Source organism: Metabacillus sp. KJ11-3, from assembly GCF_055808295.1.
Map to the genome: position 1 here is coordinate 591518 of NZ_CM147865.1, position 20846 is coordinate 612363.

At 36.9% G+C, this 20846-nt stretch carries 20 protein-coding genes and 2 pseudogenes; 14 read left to right on the forward strand and 8 right to left on the reverse strand.

All coding sequences use genetic code 11. From position 1 onward, the window contains the following. Positions 1-192: 192 nt before the first annotated feature. A complete protein-coding gene (locus AC0L8O_RS03065) occupies positions 193-1065 on the reverse strand; it encodes a carbohydrate ABC transporter permease (protein ID WP_026562201.1) in 873 nt (290 codons plus the stop codon). 429 nt (positions 1066-1494) lie between these two features. On the opposite strand from AC0L8O_RS03065, the pseudogene AC0L8O_RS03070 reads away from it, so the two are divergent. The 6 genes and pseudogenes from AC0L8O_RS03070 to AC0L8O_RS03095 all read left to right on the forward strand — a co-directional run bounded on the left by AC0L8O_RS03070 (position 1495) and on the right by AC0L8O_RS03095 (position 8811). Next, positions 1495-2351: pseudogene (locus AC0L8O_RS03070) on the forward strand (ABC transporter permease). 47 nt (positions 2352-2398) lie between these two features. Beyond that, complete coding sequence (locus AC0L8O_RS03075) at positions 2399-3022, forward strand: YesL family protein (RefSeq protein WP_473446552.1); 624 nt, start codon at positions 2399-2401, stop codon at positions 3020-3022. Positions 3023-3132: 110 nt separating this feature from the next. Further along, positions 3133-4644: an extracellular solute-binding protein gene (locus AC0L8O_RS03080; protein WP_473446553.1), complete on the forward strand. Its 1512-nt coding sequence runs from the start codon at positions 3133-3135 to the stop codon at positions 4642-4644. A 90-nt stretch (positions 4645-4734) separates the two neighbouring features. Further along, positions 4735-6348 (forward strand): glycoside hydrolase family 43 protein, encoded by a 1614-nt coding sequence (locus AC0L8O_RS03085; protein WP_473446554.1) that lies wholly within the window; start codon positions 4735-4737, stop codon positions 6346-6348. Next, a complete protein-coding gene (locus AC0L8O_RS03090; RefSeq protein ID WP_473446555.1) occupies positions 6326-7444 on the forward strand; it encodes a glycoside hydrolase family 88/105 protein in 1119 nt (372 codons plus the stop codon). The genes AC0L8O_RS03085 and AC0L8O_RS03090 overlap by 23 nt, the downstream gene beginning before the upstream one ends. A gap of 17 nt (positions 7445-7461) precedes the next feature. Continuing rightward, positions 7462-8811 (forward strand): glycoside hydrolase family 28 protein, encoded by a 1350-nt coding sequence (locus AC0L8O_RS03095; RefSeq protein ID WP_473446556.1) that lies wholly within the window; start codon positions 7462-7464, stop codon positions 8809-8811. Between the two features lie 55 nt (positions 8812-8866). On the opposite strand, the gene AC0L8O_RS03100 is transcribed toward AC0L8O_RS03095, so the two are convergent. Both AC0L8O_RS03100 and AC0L8O_RS03105 read right to left on the reverse strand, forming a co-directional pair. Next, a complete protein-coding gene (locus AC0L8O_RS03100; protein ID WP_473446557.1) occupies positions 8867-9652 on the reverse strand; it encodes an alpha/beta hydrolase in 786 nt (261 codons plus the stop codon). Between the two features lie 127 nt (positions 9653-9779). Then, positions 9780-10715, reverse strand: a complete 936-nt coding sequence (locus tag AC0L8O_RS03105) for a pectinesterase family protein (RefSeq protein WP_473446558.1) — start codon at positions 10713-10715, stop codon at positions 9780-9782. 630 nt (positions 10716-11345) lie between these two features. Between AC0L8O_RS03105 and AC0L8O_RS03110 the strand changes: the two genes are divergently transcribed. From AC0L8O_RS03110 to AC0L8O_RS03135, 6 genes and pseudogenes are all read left to right on the forward strand, one after another. Further along, positions 11346-12035, forward strand: coding sequence for a TerC family protein (locus tag AC0L8O_RS03110; protein ID WP_473448629.1), 690 nt, complete (start codon positions 11346-11348; stop codon positions 12033-12035). A 257-nt stretch (positions 12036-12292) separates the two neighbouring features. Then, positions 12293-12711: pseudogene (locus tag AC0L8O_RS03115) on the forward strand (BlaI/MecI/CopY family transcriptional regulator). Then, positions 12708-13568 (forward strand): M56 family metallopeptidase, encoded by an 861-nt coding sequence (locus tag AC0L8O_RS03120; protein WP_473446559.1) that lies wholly within the window; start codon positions 12708-12710, stop codon positions 13566-13568. The pseudogene AC0L8O_RS03115 and the gene AC0L8O_RS03120 overlap by 4 nt, the downstream one beginning before the upstream one ends. A gap of 132 nt (positions 13569-13700) precedes the next feature. Beyond that, positions 13701-14102: a DoxX family protein gene (locus AC0L8O_RS03125; protein WP_473446560.1), complete on the forward strand. Its 402-nt coding sequence runs from the start codon at positions 13701-13703 to the stop codon at positions 14100-14102. A gap of 9 nt (positions 14103-14111) precedes the next feature. After that, positions 14112-14792, forward strand: coding sequence for a DsbA family protein (locus AC0L8O_RS03130; RefSeq protein ID WP_473446561.1), 681 nt, complete (start codon positions 14112-14114; stop codon positions 14790-14792). Positions 14793-14800: 8 nt separating this feature from the next. Further along, complete coding sequence (locus AC0L8O_RS03135; protein ID WP_473446562.1) at positions 14801-15196, forward strand: disulfide oxidoreductase; 396 nt, start codon at positions 14801-14803, stop codon at positions 15194-15196. Between the two features lie 116 nt (positions 15197-15312). Here the strand turns inward: AC0L8O_RS03135 and AC0L8O_RS03140 are convergent, their stop codons facing one another. Next, the gene (locus AC0L8O_RS03140) at positions 15313-15405 is read right to left on the reverse strand and encodes a YjcZ family sporulation protein (protein ID WP_034333088.1); all 93 of its coding nucleotides are present in this window, start codon (positions 15403-15405) and stop codon (positions 15313-15315) included. 411 nt (positions 15406-15816) lie between these two features. On the opposite strand from AC0L8O_RS03140, the gene AC0L8O_RS03145 reads away from it, so the two are divergent. Next, complete coding sequence (locus tag AC0L8O_RS03145) at positions 15817-16347, forward strand: hypothetical protein (protein ID WP_473446563.1); 531 nt, start codon at positions 15817-15819, stop codon at positions 16345-16347. A 145-nt stretch (positions 16348-16492) separates the two neighbouring features. Here AC0L8O_RS03145 and AC0L8O_RS03150 read toward each other — a convergent pair whose 3' ends face one another. The 4 genes from AC0L8O_RS03150 to AC0L8O_RS03165 all read right to left on the reverse strand — a co-directional run bounded on the left by AC0L8O_RS03150 (position 16493) and on the right by AC0L8O_RS03165 (position 19488). Continuing rightward, entirely contained in the window at positions 16493-16678 is a 186-nt protein-coding gene (locus AC0L8O_RS03150; protein WP_026562186.1) for a hypothetical protein, read from the reverse strand. Between the two features lie 288 nt (positions 16679-16966). Beyond that, complete coding sequence (locus AC0L8O_RS03155) at positions 16967-17704, reverse strand: 3D domain-containing protein (protein ID WP_473446564.1); 738 nt, start codon at positions 17702-17704, stop codon at positions 16967-16969. 288 nt (positions 17705-17992) lie between these two features. Then, a complete protein-coding gene (locus tag AC0L8O_RS03160) occupies positions 17993-19063 on the reverse strand; it encodes a PQQ-dependent sugar dehydrogenase (RefSeq protein WP_473446565.1) in 1071 nt (356 codons plus the stop codon). Positions 19064-19161: 98 nt separating this feature from the next. Then, a complete protein-coding gene (locus tag AC0L8O_RS03165) occupies positions 19162-19488 on the reverse strand; it encodes a hypothetical protein (protein WP_026562873.1) in 327 nt (108 codons plus the stop codon). Positions 19489-19874: 386 nt separating this feature from the next. On the opposite strand from AC0L8O_RS03165, the gene trhO reads away from it, so the two are divergent. After that, a complete protein-coding gene (gene trhO / locus AC0L8O_RS03170; RefSeq protein WP_026562874.1) occupies positions 19875-20822 on the forward strand; it encodes an oxygen-dependent tRNA uridine(34) hydroxylase TrhO in 948 nt (315 codons plus the stop codon). Positions 20823-20846: the final 24 nt, after the last annotated feature.

The following is a 20846-nucleotide window of genomic DNA, read 5'->3' on the forward strand; positions in this document are numbered from 1 at the left end:
GCCTGCGGGGGTCAGCCTTTCCTCTACTTCCCCACAGGAGTCGAGTGTCTTCCGCTCCATTCCACTATCTATTAAAAAGTAATCTACATCTACAATTCTTTCTAAAACATTCAATTAAAAATAATAAAGACTACCGTATCGAATATAGTAGTCTTTATTGTTATTCACATAGGTATTTTCTTCTTACTCTTATTAAGCCTTCACAGAGCCTACAAAGGCACCTTTTACAAAGTATTTTTGCAGGAATGGGTAGACGATAAGCATAGGGATTGTTGCAACTGCGATTACGGCCATTTTGATTGTTTGTGCCGGTGGAACGATATCAACAGCGGAATTATCTGCTTGCATGCCGCTTGATACGATAACAATTTGACGCAGTAACACTTGAATAGGCCATTTACCTGAATCATTTAAGTAAAGAATCGCATTTGTATATTCATTCCAATATGACACCGCGTAAAATAATGAAATTGTTGCGATTGAAGGCAGAGATAACGGCAGGATAATTTTGAAGAAAATCATCATATCGTTGTATCCGTCAACCTTTGCTGATTCTTCCAAGCTGTCCGGAATTGCTTGGAAAAAATTCCTCATAATAATTAAGTTAAATGCACTAATTGCGACTGGCAAAATTAGTGCCCAATACGTATCAATAAGGCCTAAATTTCTTACGACAAGATAGGTAGGAATCATCCCTCCGCTAAAAAGCATGGTAAAGACTACGATAAAGTTGATCCCTTTCCTTCCATATAAGTACTTTCTCGATAATCCGTAAGCCATGAAAGCAGTTAAAACCATACTAACGAATGTACCAACACCTGTAACACCGATTGAGACGGCAAAGCTCCTAAAAATCGTAGGTGTAGAAAAAATATAGTGGTAAGCATCCAAAGTAAAAGTTGTTGGAAAAAGTATAAATGTTTTTTCAACAACCTCCTGTGTTGTTGCGAAGGAACTTGAGATAACGTTTACAAATGGGAGAAAACAAGCTAACCCAATTAGCAGCAGGACCGTATAGTTAAGGAAATTAAAAATACGATTGCCTAAAGAACTTTCATACTTCAATCGAAACCCTCCATTTCAATTTATATTTATCTATATTTCTACTTCCAATATAGCAACCGAAAAATAAGCATGTCTATAATCATTTCCACAGTAGTTATTTCATGCCATGATTATGGATCTTACTAAGAATAATCATGACCGGTTAAAAGTACTCAATAGATCATATCGACAACAGAAAGCGTTTACAATCGGTGTCGGAGAATGGTTCCTGACAGAATGATTGTAGACGTTACGCTATGAAATAGATTAATTTTGAATGGTACAAACATATACGGAGAAAAATTGAGGGAGGATTTCTGAGTGAGGGAAACAATGATTCCTATAAAAGATCAGCATAGCGTGCAAACTGTTCCAGATAAGAAAGCAATCAAGCGGGAAATCAGAAGAAAGAATATTGCAAGTATAGGCAGAAATAAATATTTGTATTTTATGATATTGCCAGGTCTCTTGTATTTCATTATTTTTAAGTATGTACCAATGGGAGGACTGATCATCGCCTTCCAGGATTACCAGCCGTTTTTGGGAATTTCAGGAAGTCCCTGGGCCGGTTTTAAACATTTTATTCGCTTATTTACAGAACCAACCTTTTTTATGTTGTTAACAAACACACTGTTTTTATTTGCATTAAATTTATTTGTCTTTTTCCCGATTCCTATCATATTGGCATTAATGTTAAATGAAGTAAGAGGGAAATTCTTCAAAAGCACAATTCAAACTGTTATATATATCCCGCATTTTATGTCATGGGTTATTATTGTATCGATTTCTTACGTCTTCTTAACAGTAGAGGGGGAGTTATTAATGAATTGATTGCTAAAGCAGGCGGCGAGAAAATGGATTTCTTAACAGATGATGCATGGACCAGGGCGATTTACATCCTGCAAATTATCTGGAAAGAAATGGGCTGGTCAACCATTATTTACTTGGCGGCAGTGACAGCTGTTGATCCACAATTATATGAAGCCGCAAAAATGGATGGCGCCAATCGTCTTCGTCAAATCTGGCATGTTACATTGCCTGCAATTCGTCCGGTTATTATTATTCTATTAATCTTAAAAATCGGTCAAACATTAGACTTAGGTTTTGAGCATGTTTATCTTCTTTTAAACTCGCTTAATAGAGAATCAATGGAAATCTTTGATACGTATGTCTATACGGCCGGACTTAAAAATGGGCAATTAAGCTATAGTACAGCGGTTGGTTTATTTAAAGGACTTGTGGGACTAATTCTGGTTATTGGCGCAAATAAATTAGCGAAGAAATTTGGGGAGGACGGTCTTTACTAATGGGAAGAATTGATAACGGTATCATGAGGGAAAAAGGAGTGTGAATAATGGATAAAATGGCTGAGCGGTTAAATGACATATGTATCCGTATTTTACAGCTGGTATATCTCAATATCTTATGGATCGCATTTACATTGCTGGGCCTTGTTCTAGCAGGAATCGGTCCAGCCACATTAGCACTGTATACCGTCATAAGGCAGTGGATTCGAGGAAATAGTGATATTCCCATTTTTTCGACATTCTGGAAAGCCTATCGCTCTTCCTTTAAAGAGGCGTCTGTTGTTGGCATGATTTATCTTGTCATCGGCTGGATTTTATATGTTGATCTTTTGTATGTTCAGTCTTTTTATTTGCGTGTATTAGTGATCTTTGTCAGCTTTGTTTATGTTGTCTCACTTTGTTATGTGTTTCCCATTATGGCCCACTATGACTGGAAAAGCACGATTGTTAAAATCAAGTGCTCTGTCTTATTTGGGATTTCATATTTACAGTATACATTGATCCTGCTTCTTTCATTGGCGGTCATTTATTTCGTTCTCTTTATGAATTCAGGTGCACTTGTGTTCTTTGGGATCAGTATTGGGAATTACGTCATTATGTGGATGACAAACCAAGTATTTATAAAAGTTGAAAGTCAGGCTGTGCTCTTAAAAAGTGAGAATCAATCTTAAAATAATTTTAAGGGGGTGGATAAGAAAACAAGCATAGAGTACGGGGGATATCTTGCATAATCAAAAAAAGAAAAATAAAAAGCTCAAAGTCAGAAAGGGGAAGATGGAAGATGAAAAAGAAGCTAGCCAAAATAATTGGGGTAAATGTATTAGTAGCATCACAAATCCTTCTTGCGGCTTGTTCTAATAATAATGAACAAGCAAGCGGAGATACAGAAAAATATGATCCTGAATCAAAGGTTGAAGTGAATTGGACAGCGATCCTGCATACAGCTTCTCCACCAACAGATGTCGTGTTAAAAGAGATAGAAGAAGCGACAAATTCGACGATCAATTTTAATTGGGTACCTGATGCATCTAAAGAAGAAAGAATTACAGCCGCACTTGCCTCCGGAGAATTATCTGACATTGTTTCTTTAACAATGATGACAAATTCTTCTGTAAGGCAATCATTAAAAACCGGTATGTTTTGGGATGTAGAAAAGTACTTGGATGATTACGATAATTTGAAACTAATATCTGAAGACATTCGAACAGCTGCATCTATCGATGGAAAATTATATGGCGTACCATTTCAAAAAGATTTAGCACGTTCCGGACTTTTGCTTCGTAAGGATTGGTTAGATAATTTAGGACTTGAAGTCCCAAAAACATTGGATGAATTATTTGAAGTTGCAAGAGCGTTTACAGAGGATGATCCGGATGGCAATGGAAAAGATGATACAGTCGCTTTCAGTGATCGAAGTGATCTTAGGTACAGCAGTTTCAAAACATTAAGCTCCTACTTTGGAACACCAAACGGATGGAAAGTTGAAGAAGACGGGACATTTACACCGGAATTTGAGACACAAGCATATAAAGATACTATGAATTATTCAAGAGATTTATATAAAAATGGCTATTTGGACCAGGATTTTGCCGTAACAGCTAAAACAGATCAACAACAAAAATTCGCACAAGGTAAAGCGGGAATTTATACAGGTATGGTTGATATTAAGAATTTAAAAACAATGGCAGAGGGTATTCAAGATGAGATGGAGATCGTGCCAGTAAACAAAATTGAAAGCCCTGATGGTGGAAATCATATTTGGTCGGAAAATAGTGGTGTAGGGGGATTAATGGCTTTCCCTAAATCAGAAGTGAAAACAGAAGCTGAGTTAAAGCGCTTACTGCAATTTATTAATGATTTAATTGATGAAGAAGTGTTTATGATGATGACAGGCGGTATTGAAGGAACTCACTATGAAACGGATAGCAATGGCGCGTTTACTATTTTAGACAATGATTTATGGCAAAAAGACGTACAACCATTTTCCAGCTCAAGACCTAGTGAGATTACTCACTCACTTGTCGACGCAGACCCTTCTAAACAACTGGTGAATGAGCTAATTAAAGAAAATGCCGAGTTTGCCGTCCTCGATCCTACTGTACCGCTTGATTCAGAAACAGCAAATGAACGTGGAACAGAATTAGAGAAAATAATTGTGGATGCAACAATCAAATACATTATGGGTGAAATTGATGAAAAGGCCTTTGATGAGGCAGTTGATAAGTGGAAGAAATCAGGTGGAGATGCAATGGCAAAAGAATACGAAGAGGCTTATAAGAAAGCACAAGGTTGATGATGAATTGGTAAAGGTAAGATTCTTTCTCCCTAATGGGGAAAGAATCTTCTTTTCTGAATACGTTCCATATAAGAAAGGAGCTTTTATATGGAGGAAAGGTCGTATATAAAGAATCCGGTCTTGACGGGATTTAATCCTGACCCATGTATTGTTCGGGTGGAGGAAAACTACTATATTGTTACTTCAACTTTTGAATGGTATCCGGGAGTGCCAGTCTATCATTCTAGAGACCTACAAAACTGGAGGCACTTAACCAATATTTTGAATAAGCATCATAACTTTATCGGCAATCCGGATTCATGCAGTATTTGGGCTCCTGCTTTAAGCTATCATGATGGTGTTTTTTATTTGGTTTACACTGATGTTAAAAGAAGTAAGTATCCATTTAAGGATGCACATAATTACTTGATTACAGCAACCGATATCTTAGGTCCTTGGTCAGAGCCTATCCTTTTAAACAGTGGAAGCTTTGATCCATCTTTATTTCATAATGAGGATGGTCGGAAATGGTTTTTGAATGTTGAGTGGGATTATCGAATGGATGGGAGAAATAAATCGGCAGGGATTGTGATGCAGGAGTATTCTCCGGAGGATAAAAAATTGATCGGTCCAATGTATAAAATATTTAATGGGACGTATTTAAGGAAAACAGAAGCTCCCCATATTTATAAACAGAATGGTTATTACTATTTACTAACTGCTGAAGGTGGCACAGGTAAAACACATGCTGTCACCGTTGCAAGATCTAAAGAATTGACCGGTCCATATGAGGTTGATCCGCAAAATCCAATGTTAACTTCTGCACATGACGAACATTTACCATTGCAAAAGGCCGGACATGGAAGTTTAGTTTGTACACAAACGGGTGAATGGTTTATGGCCCACTTATGCAGCAGACCTGTGAAAGGGAAATACTCCATTTTAGGCCGGGAAACTGCTATCCAGCGTGTGAAATGGACAGAAGATGGCTGGCTTCGACTTGAGAACGGAGGAAATGAAGCACAAGTAGAAGTCATCGCACCTAATCTTCCTCAACATCCTTTTCCACATGATCAAAATGAATATGATGATTTTCAACATGAATCATTACATATAACATGGAATACCATCCGCAAAGCTCCTGATGAATCCTGGTGCTCATTAAAGGAACGAAAAGGATGCCTGCGATTAAACGGAGGAGAATCGCTTCACTCCCTGAATGATCAGCATTTAGTTGCAAGACGACAGCAGCATTTCTCATGTGAAGTGGAAACAGACATCGAATTTGATCCAGAAACATTTATGCAGATGGCAGGTCTGGTTCTTTATTACAATACTGATAATTATGTTTATTTCTATCTTTCACATGATGAAGAAAAAGGGAAATGTCTCAATATTATGAAATGTGAGTGGGGAGAGTTTGAACAGTTAGATCTGTGGGTTCCTGTAAACGACTCAAAGAGCTGCAAACTCAAAGCAATTTTACATGATGAGGAAGCAACATTCTTTTATAAGTCTAACGCTAATGATTGGGAAAGAATTGACGTTCCAATCAGTATGGCCCACCTTTCTGATGAGGGGAACGGATTTACAGGGAACTTTGTTGGGGTGTGTGTACAGGATCTTTTGGGGACAAACAAACATGCTGATTTTCATTATTTTAGTTATAAGGAAAACAATCAAGAGAGAGGGTTGAATAATGGTGGAAACAAAAACGCTTAATTGGTCACAAAGAATGATAGACTCTGTTATTGTCCGAAGACCGCTTTTGTGTGAAGGGGTTCAAAATGATAAGTGGTCGTATGACTATGGTGTTGTGTTAAAGGGGACGGAGCTTGTCTGGAGGAAAACAGGTGATCAGAAGTATTTTCATTATATGAAAAAAAACATGGATGCTTTTGTCAATGAAGAAGGAGATATCCGGGCATACAATATTGAACACTTTAATATTGATCATATAAACAATGGAAAGGTTTTACTTACTTTGTTTAAAGAAACGGGAGAAACGAAATATAAGAAGGCAATCGACCTGTTAAGAAAACAGTTGCATTTACATCCCCGCACTTCCGAGGGAGTTTTTTGGCATAAGAAAGTATATCCACATCAAATTTGGCTTGACGGTCTGTATATGGGGTCCCCATTTTACGCTGAGTATGTAAAGGAGTTCGGACAAATAGAGGAATTTGATGATATAACAAAGCAATTTTTACTATGTGCGAAAAATACAAAAGATCATGAGACAGGTCTTCTGTATCACGCATTTGACGAGAAAAAAATACAGCCATGGTGCAACCCGGAAACCGGCCATTCAAAGAATTTCTGGGGAAGATCAATGGGGTGGTTTGTGATGGGGTTAGTTGATACACTCACATTCCTTCCGGAGAATCATAAAGACCGAGGTGCATTGCTGGTATTACTGACAGATGTTTTACTTGCACTTAAAAATGTACAAGACAAAGAATCAGGAGTTTGGTACCAGGTCCTTGATAAAGGGGATCGAAAGGGAAATTATCTTGAGGCTTCCTCTTCATGCATGATTTTATATGCTATTGCAAAGGGAGTAAAGCAAGGGTATCTACCAAAAGAATGGGAGGAGTTAGCCCATCAGGTTTATGAGGGGATTATAAACGAATTTATTACGGAAACAAGTGCAGGCTTGGTTAATTTAAATAAAAACTGCCAGGTAGCCGGACTGGGCGGGCCAGATAAACGAGATGGAACATTTGAATACTATATTAGTGAGCCGATTATAACAAATGACTTAAAAGGAATTGGAGCTTTTATTTTAGCAGCCGCAGAAATGGAAAGCATTCAATAGAGAAAGGAGAGAGAAAAATGATTCCAACAAGTACAACCAGCCTGCATGATATTACGCAATATGGTGCGGTGGGGGATGGAAAGACTGTTAATACGAAGATGATTGCCGCGGCAATTCACGCATGTGAGGAAGCTGGAGGAGGAACGGTTTATGTCCCGGCTGGTCGATTTCTAACAGGTGCCATTATATTAAAAAGCAATATGAATCTATATATAGAGGCTGGATCTACTCTACTATTTAGTACTGATATAAATGAGTATCCAATTGTCCAATCAAGGTGGGAAGGGGTTAAAAGAGATGTATATGCATCATGCATTTATTCAGAGAACAGTGAAAACATATCTGTAACAGGATATGGGACATTGGATGGGAATGGTGCATTTTGGTGGGATCTTTTTAGAAAAAAGGAAAATAAATACCCGCGTCCAAAGCTAGTAAGCTTTGATTCTTGCAAACATATAGTAATCTCAGGAGTAAAGATGATTCAGTCTCCTAGCTGGACGGTAAATCCCATTTGCTGTGAAGATGTGACAATTCATAATCTTACAATTGTAAATCCGAGCGATTCTCCGAATACAGATGGCATTGATCCAGAGTCATGCCGAAATGTTAGAATATCAGATTGCCATATTGATGTTGGTGATGACTGCATTGCAATTAAAGCGGGAACAGAAGACACCGAAAAACGTGTAGCATGCGAAAATATCACAATTACAAACTGCACGATGATCCATGGACATGGCGGGGTTGTCCTTGGGAGTGAAATGAGCGGTGATATTCGAAATGTTACGGTTAGTAATTGTGTATTTGAAGGAACAGACCGAGGAATTCGTCTAAAATCGAGACGAGGCCGCGGCGGTGTGATAGAAGATATTCGTGTAAGCAATATTGTGATGAAAAGTGTTATTTGTCCGTTTATTGCAAACCTCTATTATTTCTGTGGACCACGTGGTAAAGAAAAATATGTATGGGATAAAAATCCATATCCAGTAACGGATGAAACTCCTGTTTTTAGAAGAATACATTTCTCAAATATAACCGCAAGAGAAGTAAGTGCGGCGGCAGGATTTTTATACGGCCTGCCTGAGATGTATGTGGAAGATGTGACATTTGATCATGTCACTGTCGATATGGCTGATGATGCAGAACCAGGTATGCCTGCCATGATGTCCGAATTAAAGCCGATGAAACAACGCGGCTTCTTCTGCGGAAACGTCAAAGGTGTTAGTTTTCATAGAGTAACAATCAGTAATCATGAAGGACCTGCATTTTATGTAGAAAATGGTGAAGACATCGAATTTAATCAATGCAAACAAAAAACAAGCTCAGATGATTCTATGATTGAGTTGAAAAATGTAACATCCTAATAGCCAATAAAAGACTTTGTCCATGACAGGACAAAGTCTTTTTAAGTTTGTCATATTAAAATCCTTGTTGTTTCAACCAATTTTCACATAAATTTGTCCATTTTCCCACTACAAGGTCCTCTTCGGCAAGTCCTAAACCATGACGTCCATTCGGAAAGATATGCAGTTCAAAGGGAACATTATTTTTACTTAATGATTGTGCATAGAGTAAACTATTCTCAACAGGAACTGCGCCATCATCAGCTGTGTGCCAGAGAAAAGTCGGTGGTGTATCAGCGGTAACATTGTTTTCATTGGATAATGAAAGACGCAGTTGCTCTGACGAGTTATTTCCCAGTAAATTTTGAACAGAGCCTTCATGATAAAAATGTGTAAATGATATAACAGGATAACAGACAATGGCAATATTCGGCCTACAGCTTTCTTCATCAATACGATCACTAGATTCGTAGCATCCTTGTAAAAAGTGAGTTGAAGCAGTTGATGCTAGATGTCCACCTGCTGAAAATCCTAATATCCCAATTTTTTGTTTATCAATGAACCATTCTTCTGCATGATGTCGAACATAGCGAATAGCACGCTGAGCATCCGCTAATGGAGCTGGATGTCTCGAAGGTGAAACACGATAGTTTAATACAAATGCAGAAATACCCAGTGTGTTTAACCATTTTGCAACTGGCTCTCCCTCGTGATGTGCACGACCTTGATAACCGCCACCTGGAAAAATGATGACCGCTCCATGTTTTTCCTTACGATTGATTAGGTACGGAGTAATCGTTGGAGTGAATTCATCTTCAGAACTAAGAAATGGTGTTTTTTGATTCCATAATAAATTTGTCATGAAATAAACCTCCTTAAACCTTATATTTTTTAAAACTTAGTTTTGGTGTCCAGCTCCAGTGCTTAGCCCCTCGCGGTCATAAGCCACTCAGGAATTGAAGACAAAAAGTCATCTATTCCTGATCGTCTTATGCCTGTCGGGGCTGATCAAGGCGCTTGCGCATTTCTTTTGGAACCCAGTTGTCTGAACTCTCGAATATTTTTTCAAGTCTTAAATCCTCAATGTCTTGATCTGATAAGCTTGTTGCCCAATTCACACGATGTTCATCTGCACGACCCGGACCGTAGCTTTCTCCTTCATAGTATCTGGATGTTTTTTCATTTTCTTTGTCGCTCCAGTTATCCCATCCTTCGCGTTTTATATGTGACCCCATCCATGTCCGAATAAAGGTGGTTTGTGCATAGGGGCGCCAAGGTCTTCCTAAATAAACAGAATTGTCATTTGCAGTACCGGTTAATTTACAATCAAAAAAGATAAATCCGAATGTTGAATCCTTTGGTGTGGAAGAAGCTGTTATATATCCATCACGTAAACTATGAATTTCACAGTGTTGAAAAACAACAGTTCCAGAGCCGAAAATAAAATCAACATGACCTTCAATATAGCAATTCGAGAAATATTGCCGACCCCGACTTGAGTAAAGTGTGTCCTGGTTACCTAGTAATCTAACATGTTGATAGACACCGCGATCGCCAGAGACATATAGAGCTAACGCCTGCCCAATCTCTTTACCATATCCTGCTGTATTTTCAATTGTGATATTTTCCAGTTGAATGTTATCAGCGTGTATAGAAACAACAGGTGTCCGAAATGTTCCAAGTTTCTTTTGTTTAGAGTCAATCATTTCGGCATATAAATGATGGCTAATGATTGTTTTTTCAACATCTTCCCCTATTAAATGAATATCCGGCTTATTATCAGGAATGACTACATTTTCCTCATATTTTCCAGCCTTAATATAAATGCTGACAGGTTCAAGTGTAAGAACCCGTACTGAATCAATTGCATCTTGAATACTTGTGAAGTCGCCATTACCTTCCTTGCATACCACGATAGTTCTCATGTATTTACTCCACCCCTGTACTTTATATACTTGCTGCTAGGTAAAAAATCCTTTTTTGTGTTGTCTATCTTTACAATAGCTTATATCCGGGATGACATCTATAATCTTTCTTAATTTGATGGAATCATTTGATAATAAGTGATCTGGTGAAACGAATATAAGATAATGATTATGCTGAAAAGATCCTGTTTTTTATAGAATGAGATAAATATATAGACGTTGGCCCATAAAATAAGGTATAATGAAAGATAGTTTAAATAGCGAACACTTCCAATGTAAAGGGGAGTAGCGTCAGGATTATCCTGAAATAAAGTCGTCATTACATGAACATTGTTCATCGGCTTTGTTGGCATACATTGTGCTTAGCGAGACCTTTGCCTAATCGGCAAAGGTCTCTTTTATTTTTGTATAGGAATTTATAAAATACCTGTACTGTAGAAAAGCGCTTTGACATCCAGCTCCAGCGCCTAGCCCCTCTATGGTCTAGCCAATTTAGAATTGAAGGCAAAGAACACCTTCTATTCTAAATCGTCTTATGCTTGTCGGGCTGATCAAGGCGCTTGCGCTTTAGTTCTAATTAGCTATTTATAAAAGATTTTATCTAGCAAACAGGAGGTAATCTTAATGGAAATGGAATTTCTCACTGCACTTTTATCTATTATCGTGATTGATTTAGTTTTAGCCGGAGATAATGCCATCCTAATCGGATTAGCGGCAAGAAACTTGCCAAAACATCAACAGAAGAAAGTAATTTTATGGGGATCTTTAGGAGCAATTATTATTCGTATCGTGGCTACTTTAGCTGTTGTTTGGTTATTGGAGGTCCCGGGTCTTCACCTTATTGGCGGACTATTACTAGTCTACATTGCATTCAAATTGCTTGTTGATAATGATGATCATGACGATGTAAAAGCCGGGGATAACTTTTGGGCAGCGCTTCGAACGGTTATCATAGCAGATGCATTAATGGGACTCGATAATGTCTTGGCAGTAGCGGGTGCCTCTCACGGAAATATGCTATTAGTAGTAATCGGACTATTAATTTCAGTTCCTGTGGTTATGTGGGGAAGTACAATCATATTGAAATGGATCGATCGTTTCCCGATTATTATAACAATTGGGGCGGGTATACTTGCATGGACTGCATCTAAAATGATTGTCGGTGAACATTTCTTAAGTGGGCTGTTTGAGAATGGATTTGTGAAATATGGATTTGAAATCCTTGTTATTGCCGCAGTTATCCTCACAGCTAAATATGTTCAGTCTAAAGCAGCAAAAAATCAAGAAGAAACCGTTCTATTAAAAACGGGTTCAAATTAATCCTAAGATGGCCAACCTTATTGAAAGGTTGGTCTTTTTATAGGTAAGAAATAATAAAATCTTATACTTAGTGTAGGTGTCTAGCTCCTGCGCCTAGCCCTCGAGGTCAAAAGACAAATAGGAATTGAAGGCAAAGAACACCTTCTATTCCTATTCGTCTTATGCTTGTCGGGGCTAATTAAGGCGCTTGCGCTTTTCTTAATTCTTGTCTTATGTATTCTCTTACACTACAATATGTAATGAAAGGTGAGATCAGTATGAATATTAATAACTTCCGATTCGATCAAGTAGGGTTAAATCGTTTTTTTGGTCCTTTAGAAGCTAAAATTATGGATATTCTTTGGGAAGGCTCTGAGAAAAGCATAAAGCAGGTTCAACAACAGCTTGAGGTAGAGAAACCCATTAATTTTAATACCGTTATGACGGTGATGAACCGTCTTCTGGAAAAAGGAATCCTTCAAAAAAATTAGAAGGAAGAACCTCTTTTTTTAAACCGGTTAAAACGAAAGAGGAATTTATTGAGGAACAATCGAAAAAATTAACAGATAATTTATTAGATGAGTTTGGCGGTTTAGTAGTGAATCATATGTTGGATTCCCTCACAGAAGTCGATCAACAATTACTGAATCGACTAGAAGAAAAAATTGACCAACTAAAGAAAGGAAAGAAACAATGACTTGGAGATATAAATCCTTAATGGTTTTTGGATTAGGTCTTTTCTTAGCAATCGTTCTATTTATCCAAATGGGGTTGTATTTATATCATCATGTGTTTGGTACATTTATTCATTACAATGTATTTCAGCTTTGTATTAGTCTCTTTAGTGGAAATACGATTCTTTATCATCTCGTTTTATTTCTGGTAAACTCGTTTATTGTATGGACTTTTATTATGGTATGTATAAAAATCATAAAGCAGGTTTGCTATTACTCTAAAATGAAAAGTAGAATGAAAGAAAAGTTAAATCATTCGATAACGGAAAAAATGAATACACGATTTAATCGCGGGAAAAAAGATATTTATGTGATCCAAAATCAAGAGCCTGTTGCTTATACAGTAGGATTTATCCGGCCAATCATTATCATTTCAACCAATCTTATCGAATTGTTGGACAAGGATGAGCTTGAGGCTGTTATTCACCACGAAACAGCGCATCAAAAATACAATGATCCGTTCAAAGTCTTTCTTTTACAACTCATATCAGAGGTTATGTGGTACATTCCGATAGCAAAATGGTGTTATGAAAATTATAAAATAATGGTTGAACTGGTTGCTGACGAATATGCGGTTAAATGTATGGGGTCTGAGGTTGGACTAGGAAGTGCTTTAATAAAACTAATAAAATCCTATATCCAAAATCGAGGCTCTGCTCCAGTTTTCGTACCATTTTCAGACGGATCTGGATCTGTAAATTACCGTATAAAACAGTTATTAGAACCTGAGTCTACAATACCTGTTAAATGTCCGCTCATATCGATAATTGTTTCTATCAATATGATTGCATTTTTGATGATTTTGATGATGGTGGTTTAGTTTACTATGTTTACGCTTGACCGAAAAGTTCAACTACACTACAATAAGTAGTGTAGTTGAGAGTGGAGACGTACTATATTTTTTGGAAACAAACACTACAATATGTAGTGTTTTGGTGAGAGGAGATTAAAAATGAGATTGGAAGTAGGCTTGTTCATTCTTCGGGTTTATTTGGGTTTTGCTTTTTTTATGCATGGACTTGCAAAGTTTCAAGGTGGTGTCGGTAACACAGCTAGTTTTTTTGATAGTATCGGGTTACCGGGCTTTGCAGCTTATATAGTTGCAGCTATTGAATTAGTTGGAGGATTACTTTTAATTGTTGGGTTTGGCACACGGTACATATCAGCACTATTTTTTATCATAATGTTGGTTGCAACATTAAAAGTGAAACTATCCTCAGGTTTTATGGGAAATGGTCAAGGATCAGGGTTTGAACTGGATTTGGCTTATGCTGTAATGGCTATCTTCTTCGTTTTTTATCCTGCGTCATCTCTATCTTTGGAATCTAAGATAGGAAAAAAGGGAAGAGAGTAAGGTGAAACAATGGCTTCTCATAAGAAAAAAGAGAGTAAACCACATAAATTAATCGTTTGGATCGTTAGTATTCTCGTTATTTGTATGGCTGCATTGATTTTTATATCAAGTTCCTCTAGTACAACAGTAGAGGCATTAAACATTGAAAATCAACCATATTTGGGTCATGACAATGCTCCTGTTCAAATCGTAGAATTTGGAGACTATAAATGTCCTATTTGCAAAAATTTTCATGAGGAATTTGTTCCGCAAATTCAGAAGGACTTTGTAGAAAATGGTCAAGCAAAATTTTACTTCGTTAATTATTCTTTTATTAATGTCGATTCTATTCGGTCAGCAAAATTTGCAGAGGCTGTTTTCAAGGAGTTGGGAAATGACGTATTTTGGGAATTTCATCATTTACTTTTTGAGAAGCAGCCAGAAGACCTAAAATATGAGAGAATGGATGTTTTTACAGAAGAATTTCTAGAACAGACATTAAAAGAAATTGTTACTGATGAAGAAGCTGGCAAAGTTGTTGCTGCTTTTCATCAAAAAGAATCAGAAGCGGCATGGGATGAGGATATGAAGCAAGCAAACAATTTAAGCATAACGGGAACTCCTACATTATACGTGAATGGTCAAAAATTCGAAGGAAACAATTATGAAGATCTTAAGGAAATGGTTGAAGAAGCTATAGAAGGGGAATAAGTGTACGAATGAATAAATGGTTATTTTTTTCATGGATTGTCTCTCTTATTGCGACGTTGGGGAGTCTTTTCTTTAGTGAAGTTCTTCATTATATACCATGTACTTTATGTTGGTACCAGCGTATTCTTATGTACCCGCTAACGCTCATTTTAGGTGTTGCGTTTTATTATGGAGAACGAACTGTCTATAAGTATGTTTTACCGATAGCTATGATTGGAATGGCTATATCATTCTATCATTATTCTCTACAGAAGCTTCCGTTTATGCAAAAACTTGAAATGTGTACAAGTGGGATACCTTGTTCAGGAGAATATATAAATGTTCTGGGATTTATTACAATTCCTTTTTTGGCATTTATCAGTTTTACATGCATCACAATTAACATGTTTATCATAAGAAGATAGGATTAAAGATGAAGGTCTTCGCCGCAGGAATGGCGAAGACCTTCACTTTTTTTGAGGAGGATCTCATGTCCCATAAGATTCCTAGCTATTGAAGGTAATGAAAAGAAGGAAAAGAATTAGTAGCCAATATATGCTGCACCTACAATAATTAACAAGATGAACAATACGACAATTAAAGCAAAGCTGTTTCCACCGTTATAACCACCCATTCTATCACCGCCTTTCCTTCAGTGTTAATGTATTCTATGAATGAAGGGTTTTGTTTGAAAGGGACAGACATGGAGTTATAACAAAAGTGATGATTTTGTACTAAATATATATAGGTACATTTTCGGAGAATAATATATAATTTGATTTTTGTATGTACCGTTAATTATTAAGAGCTCAATTGTAGAGAGTATGTTAGCTGAAAATTAACAAATGGCGCAGAGTATTGTTATGTTGCTAATGAAAGTGCTTTAATTACGAAAGTGGTATAAGTGATGTTGATGTTTTTGTGAAATAATGGTTGAAATTCTTTCAGGTTCCTCCTATAATACAGAAGGTGGAAGATCATTCTAATATTTGGGAATTAAATGGAGATCTTCATCTACATACTATTCCGATTTGGAGGAGTTAAAATGAGAAAATTTTGGTTTTTATTTTCTACACTAGTGTTTGCCATCGGGTTAACAGCTTGTGCAGGAGAAACAGAAGAATCAACAGAATCACAAAATACAAAAAGTGAAGGTGCTACCGCAGGAGAAGGGGCAGATAAGGAGCAAAATGCCAAAAGTGCAATGATGCGATTCTATATGTCAACTTCAAAGGTTATAAATGAACATGATGGAGATTTAAATGCATATGAAGCTTCAGAAGAAGAGCCAACAGCAGAAATGAAAACTTCAGCAGAAGCATCTGCTAAAGCAGTCGTTGAACAATTAAAGACAATTGAAATTCCTGAAGAATTAGCAGATCAAAAAGCAGATCTTGAATCAGCTATAGAAGATTTAACAGCATCTTATCAAACAAAAGCAGAAGAGCTGGCCAAAGATGCTCCTTCATTAGATGCTGCAAATGAAAGATTCACTCAAGCTGATGAAAAACTCGGTAAAGTATTTGAGGACGTAGGGTTAATTCCATCAAGTTTAAGTACAGAGGTTAACGACTAAAAGACAAAACGACTTACCTGAAAATGGGTAGGTCGTTTTGTGTTTAGAGGTTTGTATTTAGTGTTGGTGTCTAGCTCCAGCGCCTAGCCCCTCAAGGGTCTAGGTAATTTGGCCTGTGCTGACCAAGGCGCTTGCACTTTTCTTATTATGAACGTTGAATGCCATTGGTAGAGAAGCTTTTTATAAGCTTTTGCAAATTTCGGTGTCCTTCTCGTAATTTTATTGTCTCCTCAATAATATGCTGGAAGCTTTCTATATCTTTATCAGATGCATTCAAAAGTGATTTTGGGATACCTTCTGCAAGTTGTTGCAAGCTTAAATCATCTCTCACGAACAATGTCCCCTTTCTATTTAATTACTTTTCCTCTTATGTACATTAATTTTAGAAATCTTTTAAAACTCCTTCAAAAATTTATCTACAATTCTCTACATGATTTTTCTAAGAAATAAAAAACGGATCGTAATATTGCAGGACTTGACATTATTAGCCATGTTTTTCTAATCTGGTGCAGATTGTCGTGATGATATAGAAAGGAGCTGTCACAATTGAGACAGCCCTTTGAAACTATGATAATAGGTAACTTGAGTTTATAAATAACACAACCATTTTACGTTTTTATTAATCAAGTACTTTAATCTTTACTTCTTTTCTACCCCAGTTTACAGCATCTGATTTTGAAGGGATAAAGACATCTATTTTATTGCCTTTAATTGCTCCGCCAGTATCTGCTGCAACCGCAGTTCCATATCCTTCAACTTCAACAGTTGAACCAAGAGGAATAACGGAAGGATCAACGGCAATAACCTTTTTATCTGGATTTGCATTTAGGTCAATTCCAGTCGCGGTTGTACCTGAACATCCCTCGCAATTTGCTGTATAAGCAGTTGCGGTTACCGTCATTTCCTGACCTTCTGGTTCTTGTTCTGTTTCTGTTGTTTCTGTATTCTTAACTTTTTGAACCTTTTTTACTGTTGTAGCAACAGGCTCAGTAGTTTCTTTTTTTGCTTCAGAATGCTTGATTTGGAGCTCTTCCCCAGGTTTAATAATGTGGGAATCAAGGTCATTCCATTGCTCAAGCTCGTCTATATCTACTTCGTGTTCTTCGGCAATATCCCAGAGAGTATCACCTAATTTTACTTCATAAGAATCATTAAGAATCAGCTGATCCTCTGGAAGAATTTTATCACTTGATAAGTTATTCCATTCTTTTATATGTTCAACTTCAACTTCATTTTGTTCGGCAATATCCCAGAGAGTATCACCTTCTTTTACTGTAATCTCTTCTGCAGCAGCTTGTACTGAAAATCCTGCTGTCAATGATGCGAATGTGATAAACGAAATCAACTTTCTTTTCATGTTGTTTACCTCCTTGTTAGCGGTTGTGCTAATCAATGAATTCATCTTACCACGAAAAAGAAAGTTTAAAAGAACAAGCACTTAACAGTTTGTTTACGTTGTTACAGCTAGATGTTAGCAAAGTTACAAACCGTTCCAACAATATCCAATTCAGATGGTTTTTTCGATTTTTATTATAAAATTTTACATTATTGGGAAAATATAAATAGTACAATATTTTTAATTCCCGAATAAAATGATTCCACAGTAAAAAATCCCACTTTAGAAGAGGGATTCTTTTCATGTTCATTAATATTCTCGTGCTGTTAAAGGAATATTGAGAAGTTTATCATCATCTTTACGAGGTGTTCCTCTGCCATCTCGGTTATTAGTGATAGTGTAAAGGTGATTTTCTTCTATTAACACATCTCGCATTCTGCCGCTACCCTCGTGAAAAGACGAAACCTGATTAGAAGATAAGTCAAAACGTAGGACTTTTTCACCTCTGAGTGTGGCAATATAAAGACTTCCATTCCAATACTCTATACCGGATGGTGCCCAGGTTTGTTCTCCTGTATGAAAAATAGGTGTAACCATACCGGATTTTTCTTCATCTCCTTGAATAACTGGCCATCCATAATTTTGTCCAGGTTTTATCAAGTTAATTTCATCATGTGCACTTTGCCCATGCTCAGTGCTATAGAGGTTACCATCTTCATCCCATGCAAGACCTTGAGGGTTTCTATGTCCATAAGAATAAAGGTAAGAAGACTGAATAGGGTTATCATCTGGAACCGCCCCATCAAGTTTCATACGTAAAATTTTTCCTGCTAAACTCTGCTTATCTTGTGCCAAGTCGGGATTACCTGAATCTCCGGTTGTAGCATAGAGCATGCTGTCAGGACCGATCTTTATTCTCCCGCCATTATGAATTCTTCCACCGGGGATATTTTCTACTAAAGTATCTTGTTCAATCCAAGAGTCATCTTCTTTTTTAAGAACGATGATACGATTTTTTATTTCATTTCCTTCTTTATATGTGTGATAGGCATATGCTTTATGGCTGGATGAAAAATCAGTTGCTAACACAAACCCCAATAATCCACCTTCTCCCTCATGATGAACATGTTTTAAAAGAGATAACTTTTGTTGTTTTCTTGTATCTCCAGATATTTCTATGATTTTTCCTGCGCGTTGAGTGAGATAGAAGGTTTGATTATGCTTTGCTATGTTCCATGGTATATCCAGATTTTTAGCTAAAGTTTCAACAGTCTTTCCTGTTGTTTCGATATCTTGTATTTGGTTCTTTGGGGTTTCATCGTAGGAACAACCTGAAAGAAATAAAAACAAGATCATCAAATAGACAGCCTTATTAAACACATCATCACTCCATTTTTTATGTTGGTAATTTGATCCAATTATACCAATTTTGGAATGTGGAATCAAAAAGGAGAAGGCATGTAGCCTTCTCCTGTCTATTACACGGAATCATTTTCTCCAGATTCACTGACTTTTTCAATTTTATCGACAAACATTTGAAATACTTTTCTTTTCTCATCTAATATTCTTATGTACTGCTTTAGTTCATCATATTTTTCTACAAATGGTACTTGATAGGTCGTTTTAATTGTTTCGATAATTTCATCATTAATAGTAGACTGAATGACTTGTTTTGTTATTCCGGATTTATAGGAGTAGATTTGCAGCTCGTTCTTTACTCTTTCGTATTCTTCATCAAGCTCGATCTTTTGCTTGAGCATTTCTTCCTTCCATTCAGTTAACGCATCTTTTACGTTGGTCTCCATAATAGTCCTCCTCTGCCTGAAATAAGAAAAAATATAATGACATATCTTTATACAATATTTCTTGAATCTTTGTAATTTATGGGGGTAAGAAGGCAGTGGGTGAAGCTTTTTTTGTACTATCAAGTATAAGATTTTATGGTTGATAGTATAAGAAAAACTAAGGCTTTCGCCATTAGGACTTAGTGATAAGCCAAGTTTTTCTATTTTTAGAGGAGAAGAGAAATGATCGGTGTTCCCGTACTTTTAACAGGTTATCCAAATCTGACCGGTTGATTTTAGTTAAATTATTTGTTTTAATTAGATGTTACGTTTTTTGGTTAACGTAACAGCAAGTTACCATCTCTGTATGTATATCTTGCAAATATAATATAGAAGGTGAGAGTTAAATGGAAAATAAAGAATATCGAGTTTTATTATACTATCACTATGTTACAATCGAAAACCCTGAGGAGTTTGCTCAAGAGCATCTAGAGTATTGTAAAAATCTTGGGGTATTAGGAAGAATCTTAGTTGCTCATGAAGGCATCAATGGAACTTTATCCGGCACTGTTGAACAAACAGAGCAATATATGGCACACATGAAAGAAGACCCTCGTTTTGCCGATATGGTTTATAAAATAGATGAAGAGAATGGACATGCGTTCAAAAAAATCAAAGTCCGTCATCGTCCGGAGCTTGTGACCCTTCGATTGGAAGATGATGTCAATCCACTGGAGTTAACAGGGAAGTATTATAGTCCAAAAGAATTTCAAGAGGCAATGCAACAAGAAGATACAGTTGTTATTGACGCTAGAAATGACTATGAATATGCTGTAGGTCATTTTAAAAATGCGATTTTACCTGATATAAATACATTTAAAGAACTGCCGGAATGGATTCGAGACAACCGTGAAAAATTTGAAGGCAAAAAAATCCTAACTTATTGTACTGGCGGAATTCGTTGTGAAAAGTTTTCCGGCTGGTTACGTAAAGAAGGCTTTGAAGATGTTGCACAGCTTCACGGCGGAATCGTCACCTATGGAAAAGACCCGGAAGTACAGGGGAAAGACTGGGATGGACAATGTTATGTGTTTGACGAAAGACTTATCGTTCCTGTAAATAGAGTGGAGCCGACTGTTGTCGGAAAAGACTATTATACTGGTGAACCATGTGAACGATTTGTTAACTGTGGAAACCCTGAGTGCAACAAAAAAATTCTGTGCTCAGAAGAAAATGAACATAAACATTTACGTGCATGTAGCCATGAATGTCGAGTTCATGAGCGAAACCGTTACGTGGCAGAGCACGGGTTAACAGAAGAAGAAGTAAAAGAAAGACTGGCAGTGTTAGTTTAATATTTAGTCATGTGAAAATCCCTT

What these genes read in the sequence shown, in the direction of transcription:
- AC0L8O_RS03085 (WP_473446554.1), top strand. Translation starts at nt 4,735, where the DNA reads ATGGAGGAAAGGTCGTATATAAAGAATCCGGTCTTGACGGGATTTAAT.
- AC0L8O_RS03135 (WP_473446562.1), top strand. Translation starts at nt 14,801, where the DNA reads ATGAATAAATGGTTATTTTTTTCATGGATTGTCTCTCTTATTGCGACG.
- AC0L8O_RS03080 (WP_473446553.1), top strand. Translation starts at nt 3,133, where the DNA reads ATGAAAAAGAAGCTAGCCAAAATAATTGGGGTAAATGTATTAGTAGCA.
- AC0L8O_RS03145 (WP_473446563.1), top strand. Translation starts at nt 15,817, where the DNA reads ATGAGAAAATTTTGGTTTTTATTTTCTACACTAGTGTTTGCCATCGGG.
- AC0L8O_RS03130 (WP_473446561.1), top strand. Translation starts at nt 14,112, where the DNA reads ATGGCTTCTCATAAGAAAAAAGAGAGTAAACCACATAAATTAATCGTT.
- AC0L8O_RS03120 (WP_473446559.1), top strand. Translation starts at nt 12,708, where the DNA reads ATGACTTGGAGATATAAATCCTTAATGGTTTTTGGATTAGGTCTTTTC.
- AC0L8O_RS03075 (WP_473446552.1), top strand. Translation starts at nt 2,399, where the DNA reads ATGGATAAAATGGCTGAGCGGTTAAATGACATATGTATCCGTATTTTA.
- AC0L8O_RS03105 (WP_473446558.1), bottom strand. Translation starts at nt 10,715, where the DNA reads ATGAGAACTATCGTGGTATGCAAGGAAGGTAATGGCGACTTCACAAGT.
- AC0L8O_RS03125 (WP_473446560.1), top strand. Translation starts at nt 13,701, where the DNA reads ATGAGATTGGAAGTAGGCTTGTTCATTCTTCGGGTTTATTTGGGTTTT.
- trhO (WP_026562874.1), top strand. Translation starts at nt 19,875, where the DNA reads ATGGAAAATAAAGAATATCGAGTTTTATTATACTATCACTATGTTACA.
- AC0L8O_RS03140 (WP_034333088.1), bottom strand. Translation starts at nt 15,405, where the DNA reads ATGGGTGGTTATAACGGTGGAAACAGCTTTGCTTTAATTGTCGTATTG.
- AC0L8O_RS03095 (WP_473446556.1), top strand. Translation starts at nt 7,462, where the DNA reads ATGATTCCAACAAGTACAACCAGCCTGCATGATATTACGCAATATGGT.
- AC0L8O_RS03110 (WP_473448629.1), top strand. Translation starts at nt 11,346, where the DNA reads ATGGAATTTCTCACTGCACTTTTATCTATTATCGTGATTGATTTAGTT.
- AC0L8O_RS03100 (WP_473446557.1), bottom strand. Translation starts at nt 9,652, where the DNA reads ATGACAAATTTATTATGGAATCAAAAAACACCATTTCTTAGTTCTGAA.
- AC0L8O_RS03165 (WP_026562873.1), bottom strand. Translation starts at nt 19,488, where the DNA reads ATGGAGACCAACGTAAAAGATGCGTTAACTGAATGGAAGGAAGAAATG.
- AC0L8O_RS03090 (WP_473446555.1), top strand. Translation starts at nt 6,326, where the DNA reads ATGGTGGAAACAAAAACGCTTAATTGGTCACAAAGAATGATAGACTCT.
- AC0L8O_RS03155 (WP_473446564.1), bottom strand. Translation starts at nt 17,704, where the DNA reads ATGAAAAGAAAGTTGATTTCGTTTATCACATTCGCATCATTGACAGCA.